The sequence below is a fragment of the Bacillus sp. KH172YL63 genome (assembly GCF_011398925.1).
Taxonomy (GTDB): domain Bacteria; phylum Bacillota; class Bacilli; order Bacillales; family Bacillaceae_B; genus Rossellomorea.
The window spans coordinates 3167052-3182116 of the sequence record NZ_AP022842.1 but is presented as its reverse complement, the minus strand read 5'-3'; the positions used below and the strand labels follow the sequence as shown (position 1 = coordinate 3182116).

Below are 15065 nucleotides of genomic sequence, written 5' to 3'. Positions count from 1 at the left end.
TTTTACATAAAAAGATTGATGAACGAAAAGAAATAAAGGATAATAGGTAAAAAATGGGTGGTGATTTCTTTGCTCATTCTATTTGCATTCCTCATCATCATAGGTGGCTGGTATGCGTTTTATAGAAATAAGAAAAAAGGAAATTCGAATTGGATCCTATCCGGCATCATGGTGCTAAGCCCGGTCCTGTTTCTGATGATCGGCATCGCTTATGCCAGCCACCTTCATGACCAGGGTGTAGGATTCGGCTCGGCATATTTAGCAGTACTATTATTTTTCAACAGTTTAGCCATGTTAGGGACGAACATCATAGGGGCGCTCAGAAAAAATCAAGCCTGAGAGCTGACATATAAAAGCAGACCCGCCAAACTCCACACTACCTTCAACATAAAACATTTCCGCATTGCAACATAGCAGGTTGAACAAAAATCCTGAATGAGGTGACCAATGAATATGCTTATGAAACTGACAGCCTACATCATTTTCGTCGCTGGCGCATTATATTTCTATTACGGAGGCACCAGACGGATTCAAAACAAGAAGCACTACACGGTCCTCATGGTCGTCAGCATCGTGTTGCTGAGCTATTATTACTGGAGTGAAGCGGCATTTTTTTGATAGAGACACTCAAACAAAATTCCTCCCCCACGCGTAAAAACTCTTTGTCTGGAAAACCTAACAATGGTAAAATAATAATAGACAGACAATAAACATTATTTCTACTATTTAAAAATGTAATCGTTTACAATGTGGAGGTGCTTCTTATGTTACTGGGGAAAAAGAGAAAACTGGGAAGAAAAATCGAAGAGATGTCGGTCGGCGAAAAGTTGACCCTGACAGAGAAGATTGAAGACAACGAACTGCTTCTGTATCTTGGGCTCACAAATGATGCCAATCCATTATATATCCAGCACGATTATGCGTCACAAACGCCTTTTAAAAAGCCGATCGTGCCATCGATCATGCTGACGGGGATCATCACTTCCGCCGTTTCGAAGTATTTGCCGGGACCTGGTTCTCACGTGGTCGAGCAGCAGATCGAATTTCCGAAACCGGTCTACCACTATGCGACGGTGCAGTTCCTCTTTGAAGTGACAGAGGTCGATGCGCTCAACCATATGGTGACGATTCAAGTGACGGCCACCAATGAAGAGAATGAAAAGGTTGTGAACGGAACGATTAAAGTATGTCCGCCACACCGCCTTGAGAAAATGAACAGCCATGCGTTGGAAAACTTTTAACATGATCGATCCGAACGGCCCCAAAATTTCTGTGATGAAATTCGGGGCCGTTCGGATTTTTTATTTTGTAGCAATGGCCGGTTCTCTACTCACATTCTGATAGTCACGCCGCTAAACGTGCATCCTATTAATAGAAATCGGTTAAATCTGCTTAAATGATGGTAAGCGGGGAGATTTATATTATAATGAAGGTACAATTACATAAATGTTTGGATGATGGGGTTAATTTTTTTTCTGGAGGCACAACAAATGAGCAAAAAAATCTTGGTAGTCGATGATGAACAATCTATTGCAACACTCTTGAAGTATAACCTGGAGCAATCCGGTTATTCGGTTACGACGGCACATGACGGAGCAGAGGGAAGAGACAAGGCGATGGATGAATCTCCGGATTTGATCATACTTGATCTGATGCTGCCATCGATGGACGGCATTGAAGTGTGCAAGGAGCTGCGTCAACGGAAGATCAATATCCCGATCCTGATGCTGACGGCGAAGGATGATGAGTTTGATAAAGTGCTTGGACTCGAGCTTGGAGCGGATGATTATATGACGAAGCCGTTCAGTCCCCGTGAAGTGGTGGCGAGGGTTAAGGCGATCCTGAGACGGAGCCAGGCGATCCAGGAAACAGTGGAAGCAGCCGTGGAGGAACCGACCGACTACAAAGAAGTGGGCGAGTTGAAGGTGTATCCTGAACAGTATGAAGCTTATTTCAAAGGAGAACTGCTGGAATTGACGCCTAAGGAATTCGAACTGCTCCTTTACCTGACTGACAACAAAGGCAGGGTGTTGACGAGGGATCAGCTGCTCAGTGCAGTGTGGAATTATGATTTCGCAGGCGATACACGGATCGTTGACGTCCATATCAGCCATCTGCGGGAAAAGATTGAAATCAATACGAAAAAGCCTACCTATATCAAAACGATCCGGGGGCTTGGCTATAAATTGGAGGAGCCTAAAAACCGATGACCAAGTTCAGGACAAAGCTCCTATTCGCACTGATCACATTAATCATCTCAGTATTGATAGGACTTGGTTTACTGTTAGGGCAGATCTTCAAGAATTTTTACCTGGATACGTTCAATTCGAGGATTGAAAAGGAAGCGAGGCTCCTCGCCGGTTCGATAGAGGAAAACGGCGCACCGAAACAGATTGATCCCGATATGATCCAAGGCTTGAGTGACATATTGGACGTCCGGATCACGATCCTGGATAAGGGAGGCAGCGTGATCCATGACACGGAAACGCCTGATTCACTCATCGGACCGCAACAGAAGAAGATCGTCAAAGAAATCCATGCCAACTGGGATGGAAAACAAAAGCATAAGAAGCTTGTCACATCCGGAAAAGAATATCGTTATTATTGGTACCCGCTGAAAAATCAGCAGGGTGAAAAGATGGGCTTATTGGTCATGAGTGCAGAGGTGGAGGCCCTTGAAAAGGGGACGCAGCAAATCTGGTTCGTCCTCTCCGTTTCACTGGGGCTCGCCCTCGTTCTCATCATCATCCTCGGCTCGCGGATCACGGTGAGGTACACGAAACCGATTGAATCGGCAACGAATGTGGCGATCGAACTTGCCAAGGGGAACTACCGGGCACGGACTTATGAAGACCGCCTTGATGAAACGAGCATGCTGAGTTCATCAATCAACATCCTCGCCAGGAATCTGCAGGAAATGGTGAACACCCAAGGCCTGCAGCAGGACCGATTGACGACGCTGATCGAGAATATGGGGAGCGCTCTGCTCCTGATCGACCACCGGGGATTTGTCGTGTTGACGAACCGGACGTTCAGGGATTTCTTCGATCTGAAGGAAAGTCAGCTGAAGAAAGTCCGCTATCATGAGGTGATTCACTATCAGGAAGTGAATAAGCTTGTGGAGGAAATTTTCATGACAGAGGAAAGACTGCGAAAGCAGATCCTCCTTCCTCATAAAATCGACCGAAAGCATTATGAAGTGTACGGTGCGCCGATCATCGGCCATAACGACGAATGGAAAGGGATTGTCGTCGTATTCCATGATATCACCGAGCTGAAGAAGCTTGAGCAGATGCGGAAAGATTTCGTGGCGAACGTCTCCCATGAGCTGAAAACGCCGATCACAAGCATCAAAGGATTCTCTGAAACGTTACTGGACGGGGCGATGAATGACCCTGATGCCTTAAAATCCTTCCTCGATATCATCCTGATGGAAAGTGACAGGCTGCAGTCGTTGATCCAGGACCTGTTAGAACTGTCGAAGATCGAGAAGCACGGCTTCGAGCTGTCCCTCCATGAGGAAGATGTGGCGGGCCTCATCGAAGACGTCATGCCGATCCTCCAAGAGAAAGCGAAATCAAAGGACATCTCCCTTCAGGCATCCTTTGCTTCAAGGGGAAGCGCTGTTGTTGATTCGTACCGCTTAAAGCAGGTGTTCATCAATTTGGTCAGCAATGCTATCGTCTACACGCCTAAAGGCGGGAATGTCCTGATTTCCGTCGGGGAAGACAGTGACAATGTATACGTGAGCGTCAAAGATAACGGGATGGGCATCAGCCAGGAAGAAATCCCCCGCATCTTTGAACGCTTTTACCGGGTCGACAAGGCAAGAAGCAGAAACTCAGGCGGAACAGGCCTTGGACTTGCCATTGTCAAACATATCATCGAGGCCCATGAAGGGAGCATCGAAGTGGAAAGCGAGCTGAATGAAGGGACCACCTTCACGGTCACCTTGCACAAACGTCCGCCTGCTCATTCTCTCCTTGATGATGTGGAAAAAAATTAGCGGATTTCCCATTGTTTACATTTTCTTTACAATAGATTAAATCCCTGTTAATAATCCGGTGATACGATACTAGATGAAACCCCTTCATCCAAGGTGTTAAGGAAAGGCGAGAACTAACCCCGTTCTCGTCTTTCCGCTTTTTTTGTTTGTAAGCGCCCCCACAACCCCTTTTTGTCATCTTCCCTTAATATTTCTGAAACCTTTTTCCACTCAGCCCGTATATCTTAGTAGGTAAAAAATAAGATATAGAGTAGAAAAGGGAGGGTACTCATGAGTTTAAAACGCATTTATATGTTGGCAGGAATGATTTTGGCGGCCATTCTATTAATCTTTGTATTACTAACTTCATGGTACACCGTTGACGAATCGGAACAGGCCCTTGTTTTGACATTCGGGGAAGCCGGTGAACCGATCGTGGAGCCAGGCCTTCACTTCAAGATGCCGTGGCCGATGCAGTCAGTGGAAGTGCTATCTAAAGAAACCTTCAGTCTTCAGTTTGGATATGAAGAAAAAGACGGGAAGATCAAGGATTTCCCTAAAGAAACAAAAATGATCACCGGGGATGAATACATCGTCCTTGCCGATCTGGTTGTTCAGTGGAAAATCACCGATCCTGAAAGTTATCTGTTCAACTCAGATGACCCGAAGGAAATCTTGTACGATGCCACATCTTCTTCACTCCGAAGCATCATCGGAAGCTCATTGATCGATGACGCATTGACGAGCGGAAAAGCAGAAATCGAAGCCCAGGTAAGGGATTTGCTGACGAGCCTGATCGACGACTATGACATCGGGATTTCGATCCTTGCCGTGAAGCTGCAGGATGTTGAACTGCCGAATGCGGAAGTTAGATCTGCTTTCACAGCGGTGACCGATGCCCGTGAAACGATGAACACAAAGATCAACGAAGCAAAGAAATATCGGAATCAGCGCTCTAATGAAGCACAAGGGGAGAAGGACGCAATCATCTCCCGTGCAAAAGGGGATAAAATCGCCCGTATAGAACAGGCCCGTGGTGACGTCGCCGTATTCGATAAGCTGTACAATGAATACAAATCCAATCCGGAAATCACACGTAAGCGTCTTGTCCTCGAAACGCTGGAAAACGTGCTGCCGGATGCAGAAATATACATTATGAAGGACTCCGGGGAAACGCTGAAATATTTCCCTATCCGTCAAATGGAACAAACGCCGCCGGCGAAACAGGAAGGAAGTGACAGCAATGAGTGATCAAAACGTATTTGACATCAACTCCAAAAAGAAAGAACCGGTTGAATGGAAGCGATATACGAAACTGGGGATCTTCCTCATCATCCTCATTGCTGCCCTGGTCATCCTGTTCACAAGCCTCTTCGTTGTGAAAGAAGGGGAATACAAGGTTGTCCGTCAATTTGGTGAAGTCGTCCGGATCGACAAAGACCCGGGACTGAAATATAAAATCCCGTTCATCCAATCAGTCACAACCCTGCCGAAGCACCAGATGACCTATGACGTAACCGAAGCGGAAATCAACACGAAAGACAAAAAACGGATGCTCATCGACAACTACGCAGTATGGCGCATCGAGGATCCACTGAAAATGATCAAAAACGCAAGACTTGTCATCAACGCCGAAACGAAAATGGAAGAATTCATCTACTCAGTCGTCCGCTCAGAGCTCGGTCAGCTCGAGTATGACGAAATCATCAATGACGAAAAATCTTCCCGGGGAAGCCTGAACGACCGGGTCACGGAAAAAGTGAACGAACTTCTAGAGCGTGACGGCTACGGAATCGTCGTCGTCGACGTCCGCATGAAACGGACCGACCTGCCGGAAGCGAATGAAAACTCCGTCTACACACGGATGATCTCAGAACGTGAATCCAAAGCACAGGAATACCTCTCCAAAGGGGACGCCGAAAAGCAGAGGATCACCGCCGAAACCGACCGTGAAGTAAAAGAACTGCTCGCCAAAGCGGGAGCCGACGCCAACGTCATCCGGGCCGAAGGAGAATCAGAAGCAGCACAGATCTTCAACAAATCATTCTCCAAAGACCCAAGCTTCTATGACCTGTACAAAACGCTCGAAACCTACAAGAAAACCGTCGATGACGAAACGGTCATCATCTTACCATCCGACTCCCCATACGCAAGACTGCTGATGGGCTATACGGAATAATATGAAGACTCTCGTGAAATGGGTGTTGCCTGTTTTGCGGGGGTTTTTATTTTGGGGAATATGGCTGGGGGGTTTGTGAAAGGCTCTTTTTGTATAGATTGGTGTTATTATTAGACGTTCATGTGAGCAACTTCGGTAATTTGAGACTGTAGAATGAAAAAATTCCATAGCAGGCATCAAGGGGAATTTACTTGAATTACGTTAATCACTACGAAAACAACTATACGAAAAGATCTTTAAATTACAAATTTTAAAGGGCTTTTGTTCAAAACCAGTCTATTTTTTTATAAGAAATGAAGAATGACGTACAACATCATCTGAAAATAGATTGTGCGGGAAAGAAAATCATGCCCCAGCCCGATATATGAGCCGGTTTTCAAGACTTTTGAGCTGCTTTCAGATAATATGAGCTCGATTTTGAATTTATGAGCGGAGATCCTGATATATGATCCGCTTTCCTCCATATATAATCTCTTTGTCGAAAAATCGCGGCCCCCCGCACCCCGCTCTTACCCACCCCCAAGCCCACCTCTTTTCCCTTCCACCCCCCAACATGATAGAATAAAGAGTAGAAACTCAAGCCTGTATAGGAGGGACTTGCATGTCCAAGAAATTAGTATTGATTGACGGAAACAGCATTGCGTACCGTGCTTTTTTTGCCCTGCCGTTGCTGAATAATGATAAGGGTGTACATACAAATGCAGTGTACGGCTTCACGACGATGCTGCAAAAGATCATGGAAGATGAAAAGCCGTCTCATATTCTCGTAGCGTTTGATGCGGGAAAGACGACTTTCAGACATAAGACATTTAAGGAATATAAAGGCGGGAGACAAAAGACGCCGCCTGAATTATCCGAGCAATTCCCATATATCCGGGAGCTTTTGGATGCATACGGGATCAAGCGTTATGAAAAAGAAAATTATGAAGCGGATGACATTATCGGGACCCTTTCCCTGCAAGCGGAAGCGGATGGGTTCGAAGTGAAGGTCTACTCCGGGGATAAGGATTTGACTCAGTTAAGCTCGGAGCATACGACTGTGTGCATTACCCGAAAAGGGATCACCGATATTGAGGTGTATACGCCTGAGCATATTAAGGAGAAGTGGGAAATCACCCCTGACCGGATCATTGATATGAAAGGTTTGATGGGAGACAGTTCTGATAATATCCCGGGCGTGCCCGGCGTCGGAGAGAAGACGGCAATCAAGCTGTTGAAGGAATTTGAATCCCTTGAAAAACTCCTTGATTCGATCGATCAGGTGAGCGGGAAGAAATTGAAAGAAAAGCTTGAAGACAATAAAGATCAGGCGATCATGAGTAAAGAATTGGCGACGATCCTAAGGGAAGCCCCGATCGAGATCAAGGTGGAGGAGCTCCAGTATGAAGGGATTGTGGAAGCCCAGTTAAAGGACTTCTACCGTGACCTTGGCTTCAATTCATTATTGGAAAAAATGGGTGAGTCTGTTGAAGAGGCACCGAAAGAGCTTGATAAGATCGATTTTAATAAGGTCGAAGAGGTCAAAGAGGAACATCTGACGAATGAAACGTCCCTTTATATCGAAATGCTCGAAGAAAATTATCATCTCGGAGAAGTGATCGGGATGAGTCTTCACAATGAAAAGGGGACGATTTTCTTCACCCTTGAAACGGCGCTGAAGTCAGAGGCGTTTAAGAAGTGGGCGGAGAAAGAAAGTGCGTCGAAGTATGTGTACAATTCGAAGGAGACGGTCGTGGCGTTGAAGCGTCAGGGAATCGACATCAAAGGCATCGAATTTGACCTGCTGCTGGCGTCTTACATCATCAACCCGTCAGAATCGAGTGACGACTTCGCATCAATCGCGAAAGGCCATGGCCAGCCGTCGATTGAAACCGACGAAGCGGTGTACGGCAAAGGGGCGAAGCAGAAAGTCCCTTCAGAGGATGTTTTGGCAGAGCATGTTGCACGTAAGGCGTACATCCTGCATGAATTAAAGGACACGTGCCTGAAAGAGCTGGAAGAAAACGAACTGGATACCCTGTTCATGGAGCTTGAGCTGCCGCTTGCCCTGATTCTTGCCGAGATGGAATTCACCGGGGTGAAGGTGGATCAGGACCGTTTACTGACAATGAAGGATGAGCTCGCACACCGTTTGGAAGAGCTTGAAAAGAATATCCACGAACTGGCCGGGGAGGACTTTAACATCAATTCCCCTAAACAGCTTGGGGTGATTCTTTTTGAGAAGCTTGGCCTGCCTGTCGTGAAGAAGACGAAGACGGGTTACTCCACTTCTGCCGACGTGTTGGAAAAACTTCAGCCGAAGCACGAAATCATCGATCATATCCTTCACTACCGCCAGCTAGGGAAGCTTCAGTCCACCTACCTGGAAGGATTGTTGAAGGTTGTTCATCAAGATACAAGCAAGATCCACACCCGCTTCAACCAGGCGCTGACGCAAACGGGCCGCCTAAGCTCAACGGATCCGAATCTGCAGAACATCCCGATCCGTCTGGAAGAAGGCCGCAAGATCCGCCAGGCGTTCATTCCTTCTGAAAAAGGCTGGGTCATGTTCGCTGCCGATTATTCTCAGATCGAGCTCCGTGTCCTCGCTCATATTGCGAAGGATGAAAAGCTCGTCGAAGCGTTCCGCAATGACATGGACATCCATACGAAAACAGCGATGGACGTGTTCGGTGTGGAAAAAGATGCCGTGACATCCAATATGAGAAGGCATGCGAAAGCCGTCAACTTCGGGATCGTTTACGGAATCAGTGATTACGGCCTGTCGCAGAGTCTTGATATCACCCGTAAGGAAGCAGGGGAATTCATCAAGAAATATTTAGAAAGCTTCCCTGGTGTGAAGGATTATATGGAAGACATCGTCCAGGATGCGAAGCAAAAAGGCTATGTGACGACGCTCATGAACCGCCGCCGCTACCTGCCTGAAATCACGAGCCGGAACTTCAATCTTAGAAGCTTTGCGGAGCGTACCGCGATGAATACGCCGATTCAGGGAAGTGCTGCCGATATCATCAAGAAGGCGATGATTGATATGGCTGAGCGCTTGAAGGAAGAGAATCTTCAAACCCGCATGCTGCTTCAGGTGCACGATGAATTGATTTTTGAAGCCCCTGAAGATGAAATCGAAACGTTGAAGAAAATCGTACCGGAAGTGATGGAGAATGCGATGGAGCTTGAAGTGCCATTGAAGGTCGATTACTCCTACGGCCAAACCTGGTACGATGCGAAATAAAACCCTTTTGGAGGAGGTGGCATCATGCCTGAATTGCCAGAAGTAGAAACGGTCAGAAGAACGCTTGAGCTCCTTGTGCTCGGTAAGAAGATAGAGGATGTCACCGTCTCCTGGCCAAAGATGATCAAAAACCCGGTGGATCCTGAACAATTCATCGACAGCCTGAAGGGACAGGAAATCCTCGAGATGAGAAGAAGAGGGAAGTTCCTTGTCTTTTACCTGAATGATGTCGCACTCGTTTCCCACTTGAGAATGGAAGGGAAATATAATCTTTCCGATCAGGGCGACCCTGTCGAAAAGCATACCCACGTCATTTTTCACTTCACCGACGGGACCGAGCTAAGATACAGGGACGTAAGGAAATTCGGCACGATGCACCTTTTCAGGAAGGGGGAGGAAGAGCTTCATCTTCCCCTTCTCCAATTGGGGCCGGAGCCATTTCAGCAGGGATTCATCCCTGAATATCTCGCCGCAAAGCTCGGGAAAACCGAGCGGATCGTGAAAGCGGCGCTGCTCGATCAAACCGTCCTGGTCGGATTGGGGAACATCTACGTGGATGAAGCGTTATTCCGTGCAGGCATCCATCCGGACAGAAAGTCGAAATCTCTGTCTACACTAGAGATCGAAGAATTGCATAAACGTATCATTGAAACATTATCTGAAGCCGTGGAAATGGGAGGGAGCACGATACGCTCCTACGTCAATTCCCAGGGACAGATGGGGATGTTTCAGCAAAACCTCTACGTCTACAGCCGAAAAGGTGAGCCGTGCAGGAACTGCGGCAGCATCATTGAGAAGAAGGTGTCAGCAGGCAGAGGGACCCATTACTGTCCCCGCTGTCAGCGGTAGAAAGAACATTTAACATCTGATAAGCCCTTACCATATAGTATTGTAATGATTTCTGGGAGGGCTATTAGATGAGTGAAACAATCTCCTTATTACTGCTGGCATTTGCTGTTAGTCTCGATAGTTTCAGCACCGGATTGACCTACGGATTACGTAAAGTGAAAATACATGCAAAATCAATCAGCATCATATCGGTTTGTTCTGCAAGCTCCCTATTACTGGCCATGCTGCTCGGCCGGACCCTCGGCTCCATCATCGATCCGGTATGGGCCGGCAGAATCGGCGGCCTGATTCTCGTCGTGATCGGGGCAGCCGTCCTTTACCAGTTTTTCAGACCGGAAAAGGAAACTGTCCTGTCACATGAAAAAACGTTGATCAACTTTGAAATTAAATCGATCGGTTTAGTGATTCAAATATTAAGAAAGCCCCTCACCGCAGACTTTGATAAATCAGGTACGATCACCGGGATCGAGGCATTCATGCTCGGGATCGCCTTATCACTGGATGCATTCGGGGCAGGAATTGGCGCAGCACTCTTACATTTTTCACCTATATTACTTACGTCAGCGATCCTGGTGATGAGCTTTACGTTCTTATTCTCGGGACTCAAGCTGGGGGAATTCTTTTCCCATCTGCGGTGGATCCACCGCGTATCATTCCTCCCGGGCGTCCTGCTCATCCTCATCGGGATCCTGCGATTTTAATGTGCCGGAAAGGATGGGACAATGGCAAGAATCATCGGATTAACCGGCGGAATCGCAAGCGGCAAGAGCACCGTTTCCGCCATGCTCAATGAAAAAGGATACACGATCATCGACGCTGATCTCGCTGCCCGCATGGTGGTCGAAGTCGACCAGCCTGCCTATCTGGCAATCGTGGAGGAATTCGGCGACGGCATCCTCCATCCCAACGATTCCACGATCAACCGGGAAAAGCTCGGGCAGATCATTTTCAACTCAGAAGAAAAAAGAAAAGTGCTGAACGGCATCGTCCACCCCGCAGTGAGGCAGATGATGCTCCAGCACAAAGACGAAGCCGTCGCTGCAGGCAAACAAACGATCTTCATGGACATCCCGCTTCTGTTTGAAAGTGAACTCACATGGATGGTCGAGCGGACCCTCGTCGTATACGTCAACGAAGAAACCCAGCTCGCCCGCCTCATGGAGCGGAACCACTTCAGCAAAGAAGACGCATCAGCACGCATCGCGTCACAATTCCCGCTGAAAGAAAAAGTCAACCTTGCCGACGCAGTCATCGACAACAACGGCTCACTGCATGACACCAAGGAACAGCTTGAAGCGCTAATAGTAGAATGGGACTTGAAACCCTAGCAAGAGAAATGACCGACAAGGAAGCCCTTGTCGGTTTTTTTGTGTCTGATTGAAATTCTTGCACAAAAAAATGGTTTAACTTCGGAGAATGATATGTGTTGGGGATTTGAAGATGTAGGTCTCGGTTTACATGTTTTTTTGGAAAAACATGCTCATTTGATTGAAGCGGAAGGTGCTCGACTCCTGCGGGAAACGCGTGAAAGTTGAGACCCCACAAGGCGAAGCCTGAGGAGGCTCAACTCACGCCCCGCGGAAAGCGAGCACCTGCAGCGGAAATCGCCAATATCTATGATGTTGGTTTTTAAAAATGAAGTCACCCATAATAGACCAGGCTCTTGACCGCGAAATCATGTATGAATGCAAAGCAACACAATATACATTCAATAAGTACATTTGTCAGAATAATAAAACATTTAATATCAGCAAAATACTTATTAACTAATTCTCTCAATATGTTATACTAATTTTAGAAATCAATCATATAAGTATAACATTAATATAGAGGGGAGCCGGATTTATGAAGGCGAAAATTGCAATCAATGGTTTTGGGCGTATTGGGAGAATGGTTTTCAGAAAAGCGATTACAGATGATAACTTAGAGGTTGTAGCCATCAACGCGAGCTACCCGGCTGAAACGTTAGCCCATTTAATAAAGTATGACACAAATCACGGCACATTCCAGGCGGAAGTAGTGGCAGAGGACAATGCCATCATCGTAAACGGCAAACGTGTCATGCTGTTGAGCAACCGTGATCCGAAAGCATTGCCTTGGAGTGAATTGAACATTGATATCGTGATCGAAGCGACAGGGAAATTCAATTCAAAGGATAAAGCAAGCCTTCACCTTGAAGCCGGCGCCAAGAAAGTCATTTTGACGGCCCCTGGTAAAAATGAAGATATCACGATTGTGATGGGCGTAAATGAAAGCGCATTAAATATAGAAGAACATAGTGTTATTTCAAATGCATCATGCACGACGAACTGCCTGGCTCCGGTTGCAAAGGTCCTCGATGAGCAGTTCGGGATCGAGAACGGTCTGATGACGACGGTCCATGCATACACAAATGATCAGAAAAATATCGATAACCCGCATAAAGACCTGCGCCGGGCAAGAGCATGCGGACAGTCCATCATCCCGACAACGACGGGTGCCGCGAAAGCGCTGTCATTGGTGCTACCTCAGTTAAGCGGAAAGCTGCACGGCATGGCACTCCGTGTCCCGACGCCGAACGTATCCCTTGTCGACCTTGTTGTTGATGTGAAAAGGGACGTCACCGTGGACGAAATCAATGATGCCTTCATCACGGCATCGATCGGCTCTTTGGACGGCATCCTTCAATTCACGACGGAACCATTGGTATCAATCGACTTCAATACGAATCCTCATTCAGCGATCATCGACGGCCTGTCCACAATGGTCATGGGCAGCCGGAAAGTGAAAGTGCTCGCATGGTACGATAACGAGTGGGGCTACTCCTGCCGCGTCGTCGACCTGGCTAAATTCGTGGCATCCAAAATGAGCGCAAAACAAGAAGTGAACGTTTGAAAGAATCAACATAAACGATAAGCTATGCTTTTAGGGCGCGTCGACCGTGACGCGTCCTTTTTCTTTTTTTTCGGAAAATCATGGCTGAAAGCGGCTGAATCCCCTTTCGTCAACGGCCGGAATGCCCATTTAAAAAAGTTTAAAGAAATTTATTGCAAAAGAGATTTAAACAAAGTATACTATTTTTCGTGAACTTCTTATTAGCAAATGAATACTGATTTAATTACTTAAAGGGTTAGGACCTCTTCGGACTAACTTTCCCCCGTGGTAATTAAGATTTTGCCAAAGGATGCGTTCATTTTGACGAAAAAAATCATGTCAAAGGGGGAAATACGAAATGGAAACAATGGGTCGCCATGTAATCTCAGAATTATGGGGTTGCGATTTTGAAAAATTAAACGATGTAGTAGGTATTGAGAAAACATTCGTAGATGCTGCGCTTAAGTCAGGTGCGGAAGTGCGTGAGGTGGCATTCCACAAATTTGCGCCTCAAGGTGTAAGTGGAGTCGTGATCATTTCTGAATCACACTTAACCATCCACAGTTTTCCTGAACACGGTTATGCCAGCATTGATGTATATACTTGCGGTGATTTAGATCCTAATATCGCTGCTGAATATATTGCAGACGCGCTAGGTGCGGACACTCGCGAAACAATTGAATTGCCACGTGGTATGGGTCCAGTACAAGTGAAAAAGTCTCAGGCTCAAGCCCTTTAATCGATTATAACCCGAAAGAGATGCGTGAATTATGCATCTCTTTTTTTGTGTTGTTGGTTTGGATGCCGGAAATCAACCAGCACTCACTCCTAACAAACCAGCCACTTTTCACAAGAATCCTGCCATCATCCCCGCCCGCCGCTCTTTTCCTATTTTCCAATCCCTCTATTTTCGTGTAAAATAAGGGTAAATAAAGGGAGGAACTTCATATGAGCGGATTAAAGACCCTGTTGAAACGATTTCAGTCAGAGTGCGAGACGTCTGATGCGCATGATGATAAAGAATTACAAACCCACTATTATAAAGCGATGCATCAAGGTGCATTTAATGCAGTATTAGAACTGTTTTCTTCATCAGAGTATGAAGTGATTTCCCAGTCGAAGGACAGAGGGGAGATCACCGTGAGGAAAAACGGGATGCCACAGCTGTTCATCGTCGCAACGGTCATCACCGTCCGGCCGTTCGAAACGGCAATCGACTTCAAGGTCAGTGCGGATAAAGGGAAGATCTTCGGTACATATACCGTGTTGAAGGCACAAATCAACCACTATTATCAGAGGCTCGACAGTGAGCTGAATAAAGTGAAATAACGGTAAATCCTTTATACGCTTGTGTATGACCCGGCTTTTTTATATGATGAAGGTAATAGTATGTAATAACGGAGCTGATATTATGAAATGCCCGTCTTGCCAGCATAATGGTACACGAGTTGTAGACTCCCGTCCTGCTGATGAAGGACGTTCAATCAGGAGAAGGAGAGAGTGTGAAGTGTGCACGTTCCGCTTCACGACTTTCGAGAAGGTGGAAGAGCTTCCTCTGATTGTGGTGAAAAAAGAAGGGGTAAGAGAAGAGTTTAGTCGAGAGAAGATATTGAGGGGATTGATCAAGGCGTGCGAGAAGCGTCCTGTTCCCCTTGAGAGATTAGAGAAGATCTCAACGGATATTGAAAAAGACCTTCGGAATCAAGGTGCATCCGAAGTGGAATCTGTGAAGATCGGCGAGATGGTCATGGATCACCTTGCGAAAGTGGATGAAGTGGCTTATGTCCGTTTTGCATCAGTCTATCGTCAATTTAAAGATATTAATGTGTTCATAGACGAATTAAAGGAATTAATTAAAAAAGAGTAGAAGAATGAGCTGAAGATGGATTTCTTTGGCTCTTTTCTCTTTGACTGGTACTTCGGGGCGTTGACCTCGTGAGTTTTTATGAAAGGTAGAATCTAACTAT

General features: G+C 46.5%; 15 protein-coding genes. All 15 read left to right on the top strand.

Going from position 1 to position 15065, the window contains the following annotated elements:
- The first annotated feature begins 69 nt into the window (after window positions 1–69).
- The 15 genes from KH172YL63_RS16275 to nrdR all read left to right on the top strand — a co-directional run bounded on the left by KH172YL63_RS16275 (window position 70) and on the right by nrdR (window position 14965).
- A complete protein-coding gene (locus tag KH172YL63_RS16275; protein ID WP_173107089.1) occupies window positions 70–339 on the top strand; it encodes a hypothetical protein in 270 nt (89 codons plus the stop codon).
- 108 nt (window positions 340–447) lie between these two features.
- Complete coding sequence (locus KH172YL63_RS16270; protein WP_173107088.1) at window positions 448–618, top strand: hypothetical protein; 171 nt, start codon at window positions 448–450, stop codon at window positions 616–618.
- A 146-nt stretch (window positions 619–764) separates the two neighbouring features.
- Window positions 765–1241: a MaoC family dehydratase gene (locus KH172YL63_RS16265; RefSeq protein ID WP_173107087.1), complete on the top strand. Its 477-nt coding sequence runs from the start codon at window positions 765–767 to the stop codon at window positions 1239–1241.
- Window positions 1242–1490: 249 nt separating this feature from the next.
- The gene (locus KH172YL63_RS16260; protein ID WP_173107086.1) at window positions 1491–2210 is read left to right on the top strand and encodes a response regulator transcription factor; all 720 of its coding nucleotides are present in this window, start codon (window positions 1491–1493) and stop codon (window positions 2208–2210) included.
- On the top strand, window positions 2207–4006 hold the full coding sequence (gene pnpS / locus KH172YL63_RS16255; protein WP_173107085.1) for a two-component system histidine kinase PnpS: 1800 nt from the start codon (window positions 2207–2209) through the stop codon (window positions 4004–4006). Before KH172YL63_RS16260 ends, pnpS begins: the two co-directional genes overlap by 4 nt.
- Before the next feature lie 270 nt (window positions 4007–4276).
- Complete coding sequence (gene hflK, locus KH172YL63_RS16250) at window positions 4277–5236, top strand: FtsH protease activity modulator HflK (protein WP_173107084.1); 960 nt, start codon at window positions 4277–4279, stop codon at window positions 5234–5236.
- The gene (gene hflC / locus KH172YL63_RS16245) at window positions 5229–6164 is read left to right on the top strand and encodes a protease modulator HflC (RefSeq protein ID WP_173107083.1); all 936 of its coding nucleotides are present in this window, start codon (window positions 5229–5231) and stop codon (window positions 6162–6164) included. The genes hflK and hflC overlap by 8 nt, the downstream gene beginning before the upstream one ends.
- 601 nt (window positions 6165–6765) lie before the next feature.
- Window positions 6766–9396, top strand: a complete 2631-nt coding sequence (gene polA, locus KH172YL63_RS16240; RefSeq protein ID WP_173107082.1) for a DNA polymerase I — start codon at window positions 6766–6768, stop codon at window positions 9394–9396.
- Window positions 9397–9420: 24 nt separating this feature from the next.
- Window positions 9421–10245: a DNA-formamidopyrimidine glycosylase gene (gene mutM, locus KH172YL63_RS16235; protein ID WP_173107081.1), complete on the top strand. Its 825-nt coding sequence runs from the start codon at window positions 9421–9423 to the stop codon at window positions 10243–10245.
- 68 nt (window positions 10246–10313) lie between these two features.
- Entirely contained in the window at window positions 10314–10946 is a 633-nt protein-coding gene (ytaF, locus tag KH172YL63_RS16230; RefSeq protein ID WP_173107080.1) for a sporulation membrane protein YtaF, read from the top strand.
- Window positions 10947–10967: 21 nt separating this feature from the next.
- Window positions 10968–11573 (top strand): dephospho-CoA kinase, encoded by a 606-nt coding sequence (gene coaE / locus KH172YL63_RS16225; RefSeq protein ID WP_173107079.1) that lies wholly within the window; start codon window positions 10968–10970, stop codon window positions 11571–11573.
- 517 nt (window positions 11574–12090) lie between these two features.
- Entirely contained in the window at window positions 12091–13119 is a 1029-nt protein-coding gene (locus KH172YL63_RS16220; RefSeq protein ID WP_173107078.1) for a glyceraldehyde-3-phosphate dehydrogenase, read from the top strand.
- Window positions 13120–13456: 337 nt separating this feature from the next.
- The gene (speD, locus tag KH172YL63_RS16215; RefSeq protein WP_034756998.1) at window positions 13457–13837 is read left to right on the top strand and encodes an adenosylmethionine decarboxylase; all 381 of its coding nucleotides are present in this window, start codon (window positions 13457–13459) and stop codon (window positions 13835–13837) included.
- A gap of 209 nt (window positions 13838–14046) precedes the next feature.
- Complete coding sequence (locus tag KH172YL63_RS16210) at window positions 14047–14427, top strand: cytosolic protein (protein ID WP_173107077.1); 381 nt, start codon at window positions 14047–14049, stop codon at window positions 14425–14427.
- 82 nt (window positions 14428–14509) lie between these two features.
- Complete coding sequence (gene nrdR, locus KH172YL63_RS16205) at window positions 14510–14965, top strand: transcriptional regulator NrdR (protein ID WP_173107076.1); 456 nt, start codon at window positions 14510–14512, stop codon at window positions 14963–14965.
- Window positions 14966–15065 lie beyond the last annotated feature (100 nt).